Annotated in this window: 7 protein-coding genes and 1 other annotated feature (1 of these 8 running past the window's edge); of the genes, 6 read left to right on the plus strand and 1 reads right to left on the minus strand. The window is 52.1% G+C overall.

The features are described from left to right. Positions 1–9, minus strand: a binding site (T-box leader) (it extends 229 nt beyond the left edge of the window). Between the two features lie 493 nt (positions 10–502). From M1D61_RS09280 to M1D61_RS09305, 6 genes are all read left to right on the plus strand, one after another. Next, positions 503–3,988: a chitobiase/beta-hexosaminidase C-terminal domain-containing protein gene (locus M1D61_RS09280; protein WP_458122080.1), complete on the plus strand. Its 3,486-nt coding sequence runs from the start codon at positions 503–505 to the stop codon at positions 3,986–3,988. A gap of 157 nt (positions 3,989–4,145) precedes the next feature. After that, positions 4,146–6,968 (plus strand): glycoside hydrolase family 2 protein, encoded by a 2,823-nt coding sequence (locus M1D61_RS09285; protein WP_458122081.1) that lies wholly within the window; start codon positions 4,146–4,148, stop codon positions 6,966–6,968. Positions 6,969–7,040: 72 nt separating this feature from the next. Then, a complete protein-coding gene (locus M1D61_RS09290) occupies positions 7,041–10,283 on the plus strand; it encodes a glycosyl hydrolase (protein WP_458122082.1) in 3,243 nt (1,080 codons plus the stop codon). Between the two features lie 165 nt (positions 10,284–10,448). Further along, the gene (locus M1D61_RS09295; protein ID WP_458122083.1) at positions 10,449–11,792 is read left to right on the plus strand and encodes a glycoside hydrolase family 140 protein; all 1,344 of its coding nucleotides are present in this window, start codon (positions 10,449–10,451) and stop codon (positions 11,790–11,792) included. A gap of 5 nt (positions 11,793–11,797) precedes the next feature. Next, positions 11,798–13,444 carry a response regulator transcription factor gene (locus M1D61_RS09300; RefSeq protein ID WP_458122084.1) on the plus strand — a complete coding sequence of 549 codons (1,647 nt, stop codon included), beginning with the start codon at positions 11,798–11,800 and terminating at the stop codon, positions 13,442–13,444. Further along, the gene (locus tag M1D61_RS09305; RefSeq protein WP_458122085.1) at positions 13,441–15,336 is read left to right on the plus strand and encodes a cache domain-containing sensor histidine kinase; all 1,896 of its coding nucleotides are present in this window, start codon (positions 13,441–13,443) and stop codon (positions 15,334–15,336) included. Before M1D61_RS09300 ends, M1D61_RS09305 begins: the two co-directional genes overlap by 4 nt. Here M1D61_RS09305 and M1D61_RS09310 read toward each other — a convergent pair. Continuing rightward, on the minus strand, positions 15,297–15,413 hold the full coding sequence (locus M1D61_RS09310) for a hypothetical protein (RefSeq protein WP_458122086.1): 117 nt from the start codon (positions 15,411–15,413) through the stop codon (positions 15,297–15,299). The genes M1D61_RS09305 and M1D61_RS09310 overlap by 40 nt on opposite strands. Between the last annotated feature and the right edge of the window lie 153 nt (positions 15,414–15,566).

Raw genomic sequence — 15,566 nt, forward strand, 5'->3', positions numbered from 1 at the left:
GGAATGTATATATGCATCTATATAACCAAAAGGTTCATGTTCAATCAAATGGATTCAGGATCAGGGAGATTGGCTCCGGCAATCCTGCTTATTTCGACCGGTCAAAATCGTAGGCTCATTATAATCCGGTTTTTTGCAGATTGCAATAGGATTTTTTTGGCATGGAGCTCTGAACCGATTCGTAAATGCTGCAGCGGCAAGGTGACAGGCCATGTCTGATATTTGTTCAAGTTTTTCGTTATTTTGTTCAACGATACCTAAAATTCCATCTTCGCAGTTCTGTATATTCTTCAATTTATTCTGTGTTTTCTTCAATTTGTAAGCGCTATCTTTGACCTATGATGAAGAAGGATTCAGTTTCTCGTTTTCTCTGTTATTCCGGCATGTATATGCGGTTTCGCCATCCGGAATCGTACACCGTAACGGGAACTGAACAGCCCTTTGGCCAAAGCGTCGGAAGCAGACTTACTTAATTATCCTTATGCGAAAAGGAGAGGAAGGAATGAACAAAAAAGCGAGGTCGGCATTCAGCATTGTGGGCACGTCCATTTTATTGCTTTCGCTTGTCTTGCCTTCAGTAAGTGTACCGTCCAAAGCACAGGCAGCAGAATCAGCCGCCAGTGCAGCAGCAGTGACCCGTACGATCAGCATTGACCCGGAAAATGTGGTGCAGTCGGACTTTCTCGGTGTAGGAGTCAATATTATTCCGACCAACACGATGGATCTCGGCCGGAAGTACGGGTATAACGAGGCCTACTGGGCGATGGATGTGAACCGGATTCAGAAAATCCAGCCGAAAGTCGCCAGAGTCTGGTTCCAGATCGACTGGATGGAGCCGGAAAAGGGACAGTATACCTTTGACAGTCCCAAGATGAAAGAGTTCTATCGTTATCTGGATGCTCTCAAAAGCGCCGGTACGGAAGTCGAACTGAACTTTGGCTGGAAGGTAGGCAAGACGGTTCAGGACTGGTTTAATTTCCCGGATCTGAAAGACCCTTATGTGAGCGCACCAACCGACCTCAATGCCTACGCGGCTTCGGCTTCAGCCGTATTGAACGAGCTGCTGAACAAACGCGGATATGACAATGTCAAATATATGACCTTTTACAATGAATCCAACGGCAGCTGGGATTTCGAAGGTCCTGCCGATCAGAAATCCTATTTTGCCGAGATGACACGCAAAGTAAGCGACCGCCTCAAAACAGATGGGCTGCGCGACCGGATCCAGATCTGGGGACCGGAGGAATCGGGAGCGCTGAACTGGATAGAATATATGAAACAGAATGCCGACAGCGCTTTTGATGCCTATACTTTCCATGTGTATGGCACCGGCTATGAAGGGCTTGAAAAAGTCATTAGTGACCGCACCAGCATAACCGGCGGCAAACCGGTCGTTATGACCGAATTTGGCTGGGCTGATGACAATGCGAGCAACTGGGATGCCGGATTTGCCAATTCCGTAATTCGCGCAGCCAATGATGGTCTGAAAGGGGCGTTAATGTGGCAGATGAACGGTGCCTGGACGTCCGATCCGGATGGAGACACGAACGGTACGTATACGATGTGGAGCTCGCTGCCGCTCGACCGGACGCCGCGTAAAACCTACTATTCCGCCGGCTTCCTGAACCGCTACATTCCGGAACACAGCGATGTTCTCACTGCGGATACTGGAGGAGCAGACGATATTCGTGCTGCTGCCTTCAAGGGTAAAGACGGCAACTATACCGTACTGGTGGAATCCAAAGGTGGTGAAGCCAAAAATATCAATTTCAACTTTGGCGGTACAGATGTGAATAAAACGTTCTACAAAATGACTTACCGCGATAATGTCAATATAGACGTAAATGCGATACTTCCGCAGGTAGAAAAAGCATTTGCTGCAACCCGTTCCTTTACCGACAATGATACGGATACCGGCTATCATTTCTCCATTTATACGACAGCCAAGCCGCAGACCCAGGTAGCGGTCACGCCGGTAGAGAAGACGATTACCGGAGCAAGCACACTGCAGCTCGATGCCAAGGTAATTGATGCAGTGTACAGCGGACAGACGATCGTCACCGAAGATACGTATGGCATGGATGAAGCTTCTGCAACTGCTGGAGAAGAAGCAGCAGACAATACACAGTCTGCGACAGCTGACGATGACAATCCGGACGGAAATGCACAAAATAATACTGCTTCCTCCACTGAAGCAGCAGATAGCAGCCGTACAGCAGCAAGCTCCACAGCTCTGGCTGTACAAAATGATACTGTATCGACAAGTACAAATACCGCTGTGGCTGTAGAGAACGATGCTGAACCAGCCGCTGTCGGTACGGTCAATGAAGATACGTACAGCGACGCAGCCGATGAAGAGCAGTCTGCGGCGGCAGCCGGTAATGTTACATGGACCGTACTCGGAACCAATAACGGAACGATTACTCCAAATGGTCTCTATACCGCACCGGATCTCGCTTCCGAGCGTCTGGTAGCGATCAAGGCCACCAGCAGCAATGAAGTGGGCGCTTATGGGATCGCACTTATCAAAGTCATTCCGCGTTCCATTCCTACCCGGGTGGACGCACCGACATTCAGCCTGAAGCCGGGACTCTATGACTCGGCGGAAGTGGTATTTATCGAGACCAAGACACCGGGAGCACAGATTTACTACACCATGGATGGCACGACACCGACAGCATCTTCCAGATTGTACAAGCATGGAGCGGTTCTGCCAAACGGCGGCAACCGGATGCTCAAGGCAATAGCGATCAAGCCGGGACTGGATAACTCAGGTGTTACCGCAGCCCTTTACAAAACAAGGGATGTAGCAATTGGACCGGATGGATATGAATTCTGTATGTACGAAGGCAAGGTATGCGAATTCACCGGTGAAGCGATGGTCGCTTACGGGGCAGACGGCATTTTCAAATATAAAACATTTACAGATGATGTGGAGTGTACAGATGAGTCGTTTGGTGTTGATCCGGCACCAGGCATCGCCAAACGCTGCTTCTTCACCAACGATATTCCGGATGAGACACCGGTAGTCACCATATTTAACGCAGGATTTGAGAAGCCCGGAACAAGCAGCACGCGTACCGGACCGTTAACCAACGGATGGACATTTGATTCCCGTTCGGGCGTATCTCTAAATGGGAGCAATCTGGTAGGTGATAAAATTGTTGCACCGTCAGGGGTGCAAGTAGGTTACCTGAAAACAGATGGTGGTGTGAATGGTACACTCACCCAGCAGCTAAATTTCCCGGCGGGCACGTATGAAATGAGCTTTGATCTGGCGACCCGCGCAGGTTATGGGGTGCAGAAGTTTGATATCTATGTGGACAACGAGAAGATTGACTCATTTGCACCTGAATTTACCAATTATCAAAAAGTAACCACTGAACCGTTTACGGTAACTGCAGGCAAGCATACGGTGAAATTTGTAGCCAACTCGGTAGTGACTAATGATACAGATCATACCGCTTTTCTGGATAACGTGTTTATCCGTGTAGCCAACAGTCTGCCTGCCCAACTGAAAAATGGTGGGTTCGAGGCACCGGTCATTCCGGCTGACAGCAAGTCCAAAACGAAGCCGGGTCCATTTACCAGTGACTGGGTATTTGACAGCCGTTCCGGTGTTCAGACCAATAACAGTGTACTGGGCAATGTAACCATACCGGAAGGTGTACAGAGTGCATATCTGAAAACGGACAATGGAATCAACGGTACGATTACCCAAAAGCTGAAGTTCCCGGGCGGTTCCTATACGCTCAGCTTTAAGGCAGCCCAACGTACCAATCTCAACAAAAATATCCAGAAGTTTAATGTTGTGGTAGATAATCAGGTCGTGGGCAGCTATGCCCCTGAGTCCGGCAGCTATGTCGCCTATACGACAAGTCCTTTCACGGTCACAGCCGGGGAGCATACACTCAGGTTTGTCGCCACGTCCACGTCGGGTGACAATACAGCCTTTATCGATGATGTGAAGCTGAACCTAATCCAATAAGCATTTGGTACACATGGCAAAACAGAGCCGAAGCTGTCACGGATCGGCTCTGTTTTGCTGGTATTACCACATAGCAGGCAGATCTGCTGAACCGGGATGTATACATGAAAGGCAATGAGTAACTGCAAACCGTTCGCAGCAAAAGGAGAGGATAATTATGAATACGAGGCAGGCCATAAGCAAGGATATGCTGGATCGACAGAGCTTTCAGGCACAATTCACACCATGGGATCAGCCTGCCCGGCAGGTGGAGGTACAGCCGGTAATCCGTCAGGACGGAATCGACAGCGATCGACTGCTGAACGGTTCGCTGCAATTGCCCCCGGAGCTGGTGCTGGATGGGAATTGGGAGATGGCAGAGGGCGGAGAGGACCAGGAGCGTCTGCAGGGGCAGTGGGATAATGTTATTCCGGTTCGCGTACCGGGCAGCATTCATCAGGCGCTGGTGGAGGCAGGTGTCATCGGCGATCCTGCATTTGGGGAGAATGCCGATATTGCCAAAACCTACAGCCACAAGACATGGTGGTACAGATGTACATTTACACTGGACCCGGACAAGGTCTGGAGGCATCCGCGGCTGAGCTTTGCCGGGGTCTCGCCTGCATGTGAAGTCTGGCTGAACGGTTATCCACTCGGGGAGCATACCGGTGCATTCGGCGGTCCGGAGCATGATATCTCCGCCCTCGTGGAGCAGGAAAACATATTAATTGTCAAAGTCCATCCGGCACCGCTGGGCAATGAGTGGAATATCTGGCACTCCACCGTTGTCTTCAACTGCAATTACGGCTGGCATTATGTCAATCTACCGGCTGTCGGCATCTGGCAGAGCGTGCGGGTGCATGGAGAACCGGACGTCTCGATCCAACATCCGTATATGGCTGCGCTGAGCGAGGAGAATGCAGCCCGGGGAATGATGGATTTGTCGCTCACACTAACCGCGCGGGACGGAGCTGGATCAGGTGTGCTGCAGGGCTGGATCGAGCCGGATAATTTTGCGGGACAGGGCATTACTTTCAGCCAGCGAGTTTCTGAAGAAGAAATGGCCGCAGCAGGAGAAAGGAAAATGCATCTGCAGCTGCAAATTCCGGATCATCGGATGTGGTGGCCGCTGGATATGGGAGAGCAGCATCTGTATCGGCTGAAGCTGACTTTTGTACCGGATTACGCGGCAGACTCCCCCTCAACAGGGCGGAAGGATCACGCTATATCCGCAAAGGAAGTGCTGGGAGATCAGCGGGAGCTGACTTTTGGCATTCGGCACGTCCGCATGGACCCGCTGCCGCAGGGGCAGCAGCCGGACATGTACAACTGGACATTTACGGTGAACGGCAGGCCTTTTTTTGCCAAAGGAACCGGCTGGTGTACCATGGATGCGCTGATGGACTTTCGCCGTGAGAAATATGAGCATTTCCTCCAGCTGACCGCAAAGCAGCATGTGAACTTTATGCGCGCCTGGGGCGGCGGGATGCCGGAGACCGATGATTTCTATGATATATGCGACCGGTTGGGCATCCTGATTATGCAGGAATGGCCGACCTGCTGGGGCAGTCATGCTCACCAGCCGTATGATGCCTTGGAAGAGACGGTAATTGTGAATACGCTGCGCCTGCGCAATCATCCGTCCCTGATCATGTGGGGCGGCGGCAATGAGACGAGCAGCGAACTGGAACATGAGAGTATGCAGATGATGGGACGCTGCAGTGTGGAACTGGATGGGACGCGTCCATTTCACCGTACCGATCCGCTGGGTGGCAGTACGCATGACCATATCGTCTGGAATGGCTGGACACCGGCGTACAGCTTTGACTATTATGCCGGGCTGGATGATATCATGCTGAGCGAATTCGGTCTGGCTTCCTCGCCCAATATGGAGTCGGTGAAGCGATATTTGCCGGAAGAGGAGCGTCATGTCTGGCCGCCGGAACCGGGCAAAAGTTTCTATCATCATCTGCCGGCTTTTGATACCCGGGACGAGATGCGGATTCTATCCGAGTTCGCGGATTCGTTTGTGCCCTGTGATTCGCTGGAGAACTTTGTTACCGGTACACAGATGGCTCAGGTCGTCTCGCTGCGCCACAAGATGGAGCGTGCACGGTGCCACTGGCCGGAGCAGATCGGAGTCGTGACGTACAAGCTGAATGATGTCTATCCCGGTGTGTCGTGGGCGACGATCGACTGGTATGGTGTGCCCAAGATGTCGCACTATTTTACGGCAGATGCTTATGCACCGCTAATGGTATCCGTGGTGTTCGACAAGTTGAACAGTCCCGAGCAGCAGCAGTCCCTGCCGGTGTATCTGTTGGATGACCGGGAGCAGCTGGAGGGAGAATGGACAGCAGGAGTGCGGGTGTATAACGCCAGACTGGAAGTTATGCTGTCAGAGTCGTGGCAGGACGGCGGTTCTGATGGACAGGTACGAAGGTTGGGACAGCTGGAAATGCCGGGAAGCCAACTGGAAGAGGCACCACTGCTGGTCGTAGCGGAGATCGTACAGGCGGACAATGTGCTGAATCGTACCTTTTACTGGATCAACTTTGACGCCAGACAGGGAATGCTGATGAATCTGCCGTCTGCCGAGTTGGAACTGCAGATTCAGAAGGATCAGAGTGATCAAAGGAATCATAACGTTCAGATCCATCAGGTAAATCAGCCCATGCCGTCCAATCGGGCAGATATTCAGGAAAATGTATACGAAGAGGCTGCTCTGGCTGAGATCGATCATCATTCGTCTATATACGGTTACTCCGGCCGCTATCCGTATCCGATCACTGTCACCAACCGGGGAACCTATCCGGCAGTGGCAGTGGAACTGTATCAGACAGAGCAGAGTAACCGGGCTTCACAGCAGCTTGGGCAAATGGAAGATATACCATTCATGGCTGAAGATAATTTTATCTGGCTGGACGCCGGGGAGAGCCGGACGATACACGTCAGCAGTATCCGCAATATAGCAGTGCGTGCCTGGAATTGTCGTCATTGATGAGCAGAAGAGACGGGGACGAAGTGCAGTTATTCCATAACAATATTCGCAAAGTAAAGGGTGGAGATACCGATGAACCGTTCGAACTTTTCTTCAATTGAGGCGGCGTATGCTCCGAATCATCCAGAGACCGGTTTGGCGGAGCCGATTTTCCGGCAGCTGCATGATCCGCCGGCAGTGTACCGAGCAATTCCGTTCTGGTCGTGGAATGACCGGCTGGACCCCGAGGAGATTCGCAGACAAGTACGCGAGATGAAGCAGGCGGGATTGGGCGGATTTATTATGCATGCCCGCGCCGGGCTGGAGACGCCCTATCTGGGTGAGGAATGGATGGACTGTATTGCAGCCGGGATCGAGGAAGGTCAGCAGCTGGGAATGCAGGTATGGTGTTATGACGAGAACGGCTGGCCAAGCGGATTTGCCGATGGGGTAGTCCCGCAGCTGGGACTGGATTACCAGCAAAAGTGGCTGAAAATGGAAAAAGTGGATACACAAAAGAAAGAACATTCTACAGCACCAACTGATAATCCTGACTGTGCAGAGACCCGGAGCTGTACCATTGCATGGTATGCTTATCGAAAGGGGCGTTATGTACAAATCCCGCAGGGGCAGCAAGAGCAAGCAGAACTGCGTCTTTATTACGAGGTGAATCCGTACTATATCGATACGCTGGATGCGAAGGTTGTTCATGCTTTTATCGAATCGACCTACGAGAAATATGCGGATCGGTTTGCTGCACATTTCGGTCAGGCGGTGTACGGGATATTTACCGATGAACCGCAGTATGGACGCAATCAGGTGCCATGGTCATTTACCCTGCAGCAGCAGTTCCGGCAGGCTTATGGAGAGGAGCTGCTGGACATTCTGCCGCTTCTGTTTCTGGAAGAAGAGGGATATGAATCGGCTCGCTACCGGTTTTGGGAGCTGGTGACCAGGCTGTTCTCGGAATCCTTTATGAAGCAGATCGGTGACTGGTGTGAAGAGCACCAGGTGCGTCTGACCGGGCATGTGGTGTGCGAAGATCATCTGACGGCACAGACCGGATCAGTGGGGGATGCGATGGCTTCGTATGCCTATATGCAGACTCCGGGCATTGACTGGCTCGGCCGCTTCATCAGCAATCCCCTGACGCCCAAGCAGGCCAGTTCGGCAGCCCGTCAGCTCGGGCAGAAATTTGTACTCTCCGAGACATTTGGCTGCAGCGGCTGGAATGTATCCTTTGCCGATCTGAAATGGATTGCCGAGTGGCAGTATGTGCATGGCATCAATCTGATGTGCCAGCATCTGGAAGGCTACAGTCTGCGCGGCATCCGCAAGAGGGATTATCCACCATCCCTGTATTACCAGCAGCCCTGGTGGGAGGAATACAGCCGGTTTAATGATTATTTTGGACGGTTATCGATGCTGCTGGCAGAGAGCCGCAGACAGGTCGATATACTGCTGCTGCATCCGATTCGGTCTTCCTGGATCGCTTACAATGACCGTACGACAGAGGATGGCGATCGGATTCATGAGGATTTTGTACAGATCAGCGAATGGCTGTGCGGGCTGCAGTACAGTCATGATTATGGCTCGGAAAGTATTATTGCAAATCATGGAGTAGTCAAAGACGGACAGTTTGTGGTGGGACAGGCTGCCTACGAGCTGGTCATTCTGCCGCCGATGGCCACGCTGGCAGAGCGGACGCTGGAACTGCTGCTGGAATTCGTTCGCCAGGGCGGCCGGGCGATCGCGCTCGGCACACTGCCGGCAATGGTCAATGGGCGTCATGATAAGCGGCTGATAGAGCTAACTTCCTGCATATCCTGCCTGCCGATGAAGGAACGATCTCTGGCCGATCATCTCGCCGGTCAGCTGGAAGCCGGCATAACGATCCGTGATCTGGTAAAGGTACCGTCTGCTGTTCCATCTGATGTGACTTCCCTGCCGGAACAAAGTGCACCGGACAATATGCCGCTTCTGAGCCAGATCAGTACACTCGGAGAATACACCCTCTGCTATCTGGTGAATACCGACCGGATGCACAGTTACAACGCCGAGATCCTGCTGCCCTATCACGGAGAGCTGGAGCAGATCGAGCTGGAAAAGGGCCAGATCCTTTCGCTGACAGGTACACCTGAAAGTAATCCCGTACAATCTGCACAAGGCACAGTGGTTAGACTTTCCTTTGCGCCTGCGCAGTCCTATATGCTGCGCCTGCGGACAGATACGATGGATACGGATTCAATCCCAAGCAACTTACCGACAGCAAACGATGGGACAGCTGCAGCTGTAGATACATCGGTATCTCAGATCATCCGGACAGGAGAGTCATGGCAGTTCACTCGCAGCGATCTGAACAGCCTGACCCTGGATACATGCCGTCTGCGTGTGGATGGAGGAGAATGGTCGGGAATGCAGCCGGTTATTTTCCTGCAGGATCAGCTGGTCCATCTCGGTCATCCGGTAGAAATTGAACTGGAATTCAGCGTGGAGGCACTGCCTGGAGATTATCTGAACCGGGAAATGTATCTGATTATCGAACAGCCGGAGCAGTATGTGATCAGCATCAATGATCGCCTTCTTAAGCAGCGGGAGCTTGGGTGGTGGCGGGATATTGCTTTTCGCAAGCTGGATATGACGGGTTATCTGACCGCCGGCCCTAACCGGATTACGCTGGCGCGCCATTTTGCCAATTCTGCCGAAACGTATGAAGCCGTAGCGAGAGCCAAAGCGTTCGAATCCGAGGGCAACAAGCTCTTCTACGATACCGAGATTGAGAGCATCTATCTGCTGGGCGATTTCCATGTGAATAGCAGTGCAGGATATACCCCAGGGGGGGATGGTGCAATCTATACCGAGGGTTCTTTCCGGCTGGAAGAACCGCAGTCTGTCATGCAGACCGGCGATCTGACGACCCAGGGACTGAACTTTTATGCAGGCAATGTGCAGCTGTCCCAGCAGCTGATCCTGCCAGAAATGGAAGCTTCGCAGCGCACCTGGTTCCGTTTTGACCGCCCGGATGCAGTACTGTCAAGGCTGTGGTGGAACGGGCAGGAAGTGCATACTTTTATGTGGGCGCCGTATGAAGTGGAGATTACAGATTATATTCAAGCAGGGGAAAATGAACTGACCATCGAGCTCATGTCCAGCTGCCGCAATCTGCTCGGTCCCCATCATCATGTACGCGGAGAGCTGATGATGGTAGGGCCGGACAGCTTTAAGGATACGCCGAGCTGGACAGACGGAGACTACTCGGAACCGCACATTTATACCGACCGGTACTGCCTAACGACCTTTGGACTCAAGAGGAGCCCCGAGATTATTATAAAGTGATGAAATGATTATAGATGGATCAGCAGCCGCAGAACTTCTGAAACAGACAGCAGTCTGCGGCTGCTGATCTTCTGCAATAATTACAGAAAAAGGTCTGTTTTGACTCAATCTATCCCAGCCCTATACGTAGACTTTCCCTATTCCATTCCCGAAAGGATGACCATCATGACCACTTATCCGCATCTGCCCTGTTTGCAAATCAGCGATAATCAGCGGTTTCTGGTTACCGAAGACGGGCATCCATTTTTCTGGCTGGCCGATACGGCCTGGGAGCTGCTGCACCGGTTGAACCGGGAAGACACCGAATATTATTTGCACATCCGTGCCGCACAGGGATTCAATGTCATTCAGACAGTGGCGCTGGCCGAGCTGGATGGTCTGCGTACACCCAATGCATATGGACGTCTTCCTCTGCTGAATAATAATTCCGGTCTGCCGGACCCGCTCCGGCCGGATCTTACGGGAGAGTATTCTTACTGGCAGCATGTCGATGAGATGATTCGGCTCGCGGCTTCGCTCGGCATGTATACGGCACTGCTGCCGACATGGGGAGATAAATTTCATAAGATGTGGGGCAGGGGACCGGAAATTTTCACACCGGATAATGCTTTTGAATACGGCAAATGGCTCGGTGAACGCTACCGGCAGACGGATTCGCTCATTTGGGTGCTGGGAGGTGACCGTCCGCTGCAGACTCGCCGGCATTTTGAGATCATCCGGCAGATGGCACTCGGAATCAGAGAGGGAGACGGGGGAAGACATCTGATGACTTTTCATCCCAAGGGTGGTGTATCTTCGTCACTGTATGTGCATGAGGAAGAGTGGCTGGATTGGAATATGATTCAGTCCAGTCATGGTGCCGGTGTGCGGGAAAATTATCGTCTGATCGAGAATGATTACCATCTTCGGCCGATCAAGCCGACACTGGATGCAGAGCCATGTTATGAAGATATCCCGATTGATTTCAAGCCGGAGAACGGATATTTTGACGAAGTGGATGTACGGCAGGCAGCTTATTATGCGGTATTCAGCGGTGCGGCAGGTCATACGTATGGTCATCACTCGGTCTGGGCGCTGGCGGATGGACTGTACAGCTCGGTGGCTATGGATCAGCCGGGCGCCTTTTTCATCATGTCCTGGCAGGATGCGCTGCAGCGTCCGGGAGCCAGGCAGATGCAGCATCTGCGACATCTGATGGAGAGTGTAGACTATACAACCGGACAGCCGGCTCAGGAGCTGCTGCAGGAGCCTCTGACCGGAGCCAATACTCCGGTGGCAACCAGAGGTAAAAATTACATATTTATCTACTGTCCTCAGGGACTGTATGTTAAAGTTAGATTGGGAGAACTTCCCGGTACGGAGCTGACTGCCAGCTGGTATTGTCCGCGCACCGGACAGCATACCGGGCAGCTGCGGATTCCTAACACAGGTACCCGCCGATTCACCGCTCCTTCCAGCGGCAGGGGCAGGGACTGGGTATTATGTTTATACTCTGGAAGCAAGGAGTGACCATCATGTATACAGTGATGATTGTAGAGGATGAGATGCTGGTGCGGATCGGACTTAAAAATTCGGTTGACTGGAATAAATTCAATATGAAAGTGATTGCGGACCTGCCGGATGGACAGAGCGCATGGGAGACATATACGCAGGAGAAGCCTGACCTGATTATTACGGATATACGCATGCCCCGGATGGATGGCATGGAGCTGATTGCTCGAATCAGGGAAGAGGACAAGCAGACACGAATTGTCGTACTGTCCTGCCTGGAGGAATTCGATCTGGCACGCCGGGCCATGTCGCTTGGTGTATCCGGTTACATTCTCAAATTAACGATGACCGAAGAGGAGATTGGGAGTGTATTGTCCGGTATTCAGCGCGAATGGAGCGAGCAGCAGAGTGCGGTTAGTGACAGAGCAGCCGGGTCGGTGCTGCCGGCCAATATGGAGCTGGTCAAAGAAAAGTTCCTCAAGGATTTCCTGCTGTATGGCATTTATTCGGCTGATGAATTCGAACGATTCACCCTGCAAAGCGGCATGTGCCTTTCGCCGGTGCGGATCGTGGCCTGTACGATTGAAGTGGATAACTATTCACGGCTCAAGCAGAAATTCCGCGATGAGCATGGACATCTGATCAAGATGACGCTGCTGAACATTCTGAATGAGATCACATCTTCCTTTAAAAGGGGAGAGGGATTCTATGTTGATGAGACGCATTATCTGCTGCTGCTCAGCTTCGAGGATATATTGTCCGAGCAGGCGATCCGCCAGCAGATTGCAGTGATACTTCAGCGGGTGCAGGACGTGATTCGAACCTACTTTAACAGCTCCGTTTCTTTTGGTATCAGTCAAATTGGTAGCGCATACAAAAACCTGCCGGGACTGTACCAGGAGTCCTGCCAGGTGCTCAGCAACAAATTTCTGATGGGTACCGGGCTGTATCATACCCGTAGCGAACAAGTGGATATGACCCCGATAGAAGCACAGCTGGAACGAATCCGGCAGTATGCTCCTGTGCGCGAACTGCTGTCTCCGCTCCGGCAGGAACGGTATGAAGGGTATATCCGTATCCTGCGCAGCCACCTGCAGGATGACCGCAAATCGATCCAGCATCTGTTGTTCCAGTTCATTCAGTGGGTCAGCACCAGTCTGTATGATCATCATCAGAACGAGAAGACACTGCTGTTCAATATTACCGGCCAGCTGGAGCAGTGCGATACACTGCCGGAGATGTTGGATCAGGTAATGGAGTATCTGTCCGAGGTGGTGGAGTATTCCCGCAACCTGCTCTATATGAGCAACGAGATTGCCCGGGCGCTCCAGTATATCAAGCAGCATTATGCCCAGAATATCAGCCTGCAGCAGGTCGCCGATCATGTGAGCCTGAGCTTTGGCTATTTGAGTAATCTGTTCAAAAAGGAACTGCAGATTACCTTTATCGACTATCTGAACCGCTACCGGATCGAACGGGCGAAGGAGCTGCTCATCGGCACCAATCTCAAGTCGTATGATATTGCGGTACAGGTCGGTTTCTCGCCGGAATATACGTATTTCAGCAAAGTATTCAAAAAGGTGACCGGACTCAATCCGAACGAATATCGCAGACAGTGGCTCAGCAGTGCGGGCACAGGCGGGCAGACAGGAGCGAATCACAGCCTATGACAGGATGGCGGCGCTCCGGCAAGACCGGCAAAATTCAGCATCTCGGTACCCAGCTGATCGTCTTCTTTATGGCGGTCAGCATTATTGTGTTCTCCCTGGCGACCTATCTGCTGTATACATTCATGCTCGGATTGATCAAGGAGCAGAACGAGAAGCTGCTGTACCAGCAGTTCCAGCAGATTGATCACAATATCCATAACCTGATCAGTGATGTGGACCGGCTGTCCAAGCTGTTCCTGCTGGACAACAATGTGCAGAGCTATATCCAGAGTAGTGAGACCCGTTCCCAGCTGGAGAATATCGATCTAAAAAAGGACATTTACGCACGGATCGCCAACTTTATCAGCAATTACAATTATATTCACTCGATCTATATCATATCGGATGCGAACGGTGCGCTCGGCGGAGATGCGACGCGGACGCTCGTACACTCCGAACGTGCCTGGACGGACAGCTTTTTCCAGTCCGAGGGTTACGAACGGGCCAAGCAGTCTTTTCCCAATCTGACGGTCGAGGGCGGTATGACAGAATCGTACTATAACCCTTACATTACTGGGGAGGCTGACGGCAGGCTGATCAGCCTGATTCGCGGGGTGCGCGCCCTGTACGATCCGCAGACAAGTGCCACGCTGATCTTCAATATGGACGAACAGTATCTGGCTTCAACCTATTCGGCTTCGCTCGATATGGCCGAGGGCAATATGTATATCGTTAACAAGGATGGCCGGATTATTTCCGGCAGCAGCCCGGATAGCGTGGGGCAGCAAAGTCCCTACCTTCCTCCGGCAGGCAGTACGGCAGCATTCGGCAGCTATGATTCTGTTAAAAATGGCGATCCGATCCAGATTGTGTACTACCGATTGCAGGACAGCGACTGGTACATGATGCGCGAAGTACCGCTCGGTCTGTTCTCGCAGCAGATCTTTTCCGTGCAGCGGATTATGCTGCTTGTATTTGCACTCAGCATTCTGGTTATTTTCGGCGTCTCGTATTTCTCGCTGCGCCGGATGATCCGCCCGCTGCATCTGCTCGCCCACAAGATGCGGGATGTGAGCAAGGGCGATCTGGGTGTGACGTTTACCGATATTCCAAATAACGAATTCGGCACTGTTATGCGTCGATTCAACGAGATGTCGCTCAGTATCGTCGATCTGCTGCGCCGTAATAACGAGATTCAGGAGAATCGGCGCAAGCTGGAAATCGAAGCGCTCCAGTATCAGATCAATCCGCATTTTCTGTATAACACGCTCAATATGATCCGCTGGATGGCCTCAATGATCAAAGCGGATAATATCGTGAACAGCGTAGTCGCACTTGGCAATATCCTCCGTCCGGTCTTCGCCAGCAAGGACAGCATGTGTACGCTGCGGGATGAGCTGAATTATCTGGAAAATTACATCAAGATCATTAACTTTCGCTTCAACAGCACGATCCGATTTGAATTCGATGTGGACCCTGAACTGCTCAATTGCCGAATTCCCCGCTTTATTCTGCAGCCTGTAGTCGAGAATTCAATCAAGTTCGCCCGGCAGGAGGGAGAAGGGATCGAGATCAGTATCGAAGTTCATGAAGACGGGCAGGATCTCTGGATCTCGGTCATCGACTCGGGAGCAGGCTTCGATCCGCAGCGGCGGGAGCAGCTCAATGCGCGTCTGGCCGCCGGAGAGAGTTATGGAGAAGCGGAAGGAGATATCCATGCTCAGCCGGATGCCAACACGGGCACCGGAGTCGGGCTGTATAATGTCAACAAGCGTATCCAGCTTTATTTTGGACAGGGGTATGGTCTTCATGTGCCGCAGGTGCCTGCTGGTGCAGAAGTGACAATCCGCTTGCCTAAAATGACAGATTCCTCTCAGCAGGATGGCTTCGGGGACACTCGCCCGGCCGAATAATTCACAATCATCAACAGCTGCTCGGCCATATGGTCGGGTGACGCTTCAAACTCATGCTGCGCCCAGTTCATAATCAATCCCCAGATCGCATACGCCTGATAGCTGGCGAACAGCTCGGGATCGATGGAGCTGGGCTGCCTGGCGTCTGTGTATGCAGCGGTCCATAATGATAGACTCCTTTCAAAACGATGTATTCACCAAAAATATTACAGTCAACAAAATGGCGCCGA

It is taken from the genome of Paenibacillus sp. Z6-24 (assembly GCF_054161335.1).

Bases quoted from the DNA above. Each gene is read 5' to 3' on its own strand.
- M1D61_RS09280 (WP_458122080.1), top strand. From the start codon at position 503: ATGAACAAAAAAGCGAGGTCGGCATTCAGCATTGTGGGCACGTCCATT.
- M1D61_RS09285 (WP_458122081.1), top strand. From the start codon at position 4,146: ATGAATACGAGGCAGGCCATAAGCAAGGATATGCTGGATCGACAGAGC.
- M1D61_RS09290 (WP_458122082.1), top strand. From the start codon at position 7,041: ATGAACCGTTCGAACTTTTCTTCAATTGAGGCGGCGTATGCTCCGAAT.
- M1D61_RS09295 (WP_458122083.1), top strand. From the start codon at position 10,449: ATGACCACTTATCCGCATCTGCCCTGTTTGCAAATCAGCGATAATCAG.
- M1D61_RS09300 (WP_458122084.1), top strand. From the start codon at position 11,798: ATGTATACAGTGATGATTGTAGAGGATGAGATGCTGGTGCGGATCGGA.
- M1D61_RS09305 (WP_458122085.1), top strand. From the start codon at position 13,441: ATGACAGGATGGCGGCGCTCCGGCAAGACCGGCAAAATTCAGCATCTC.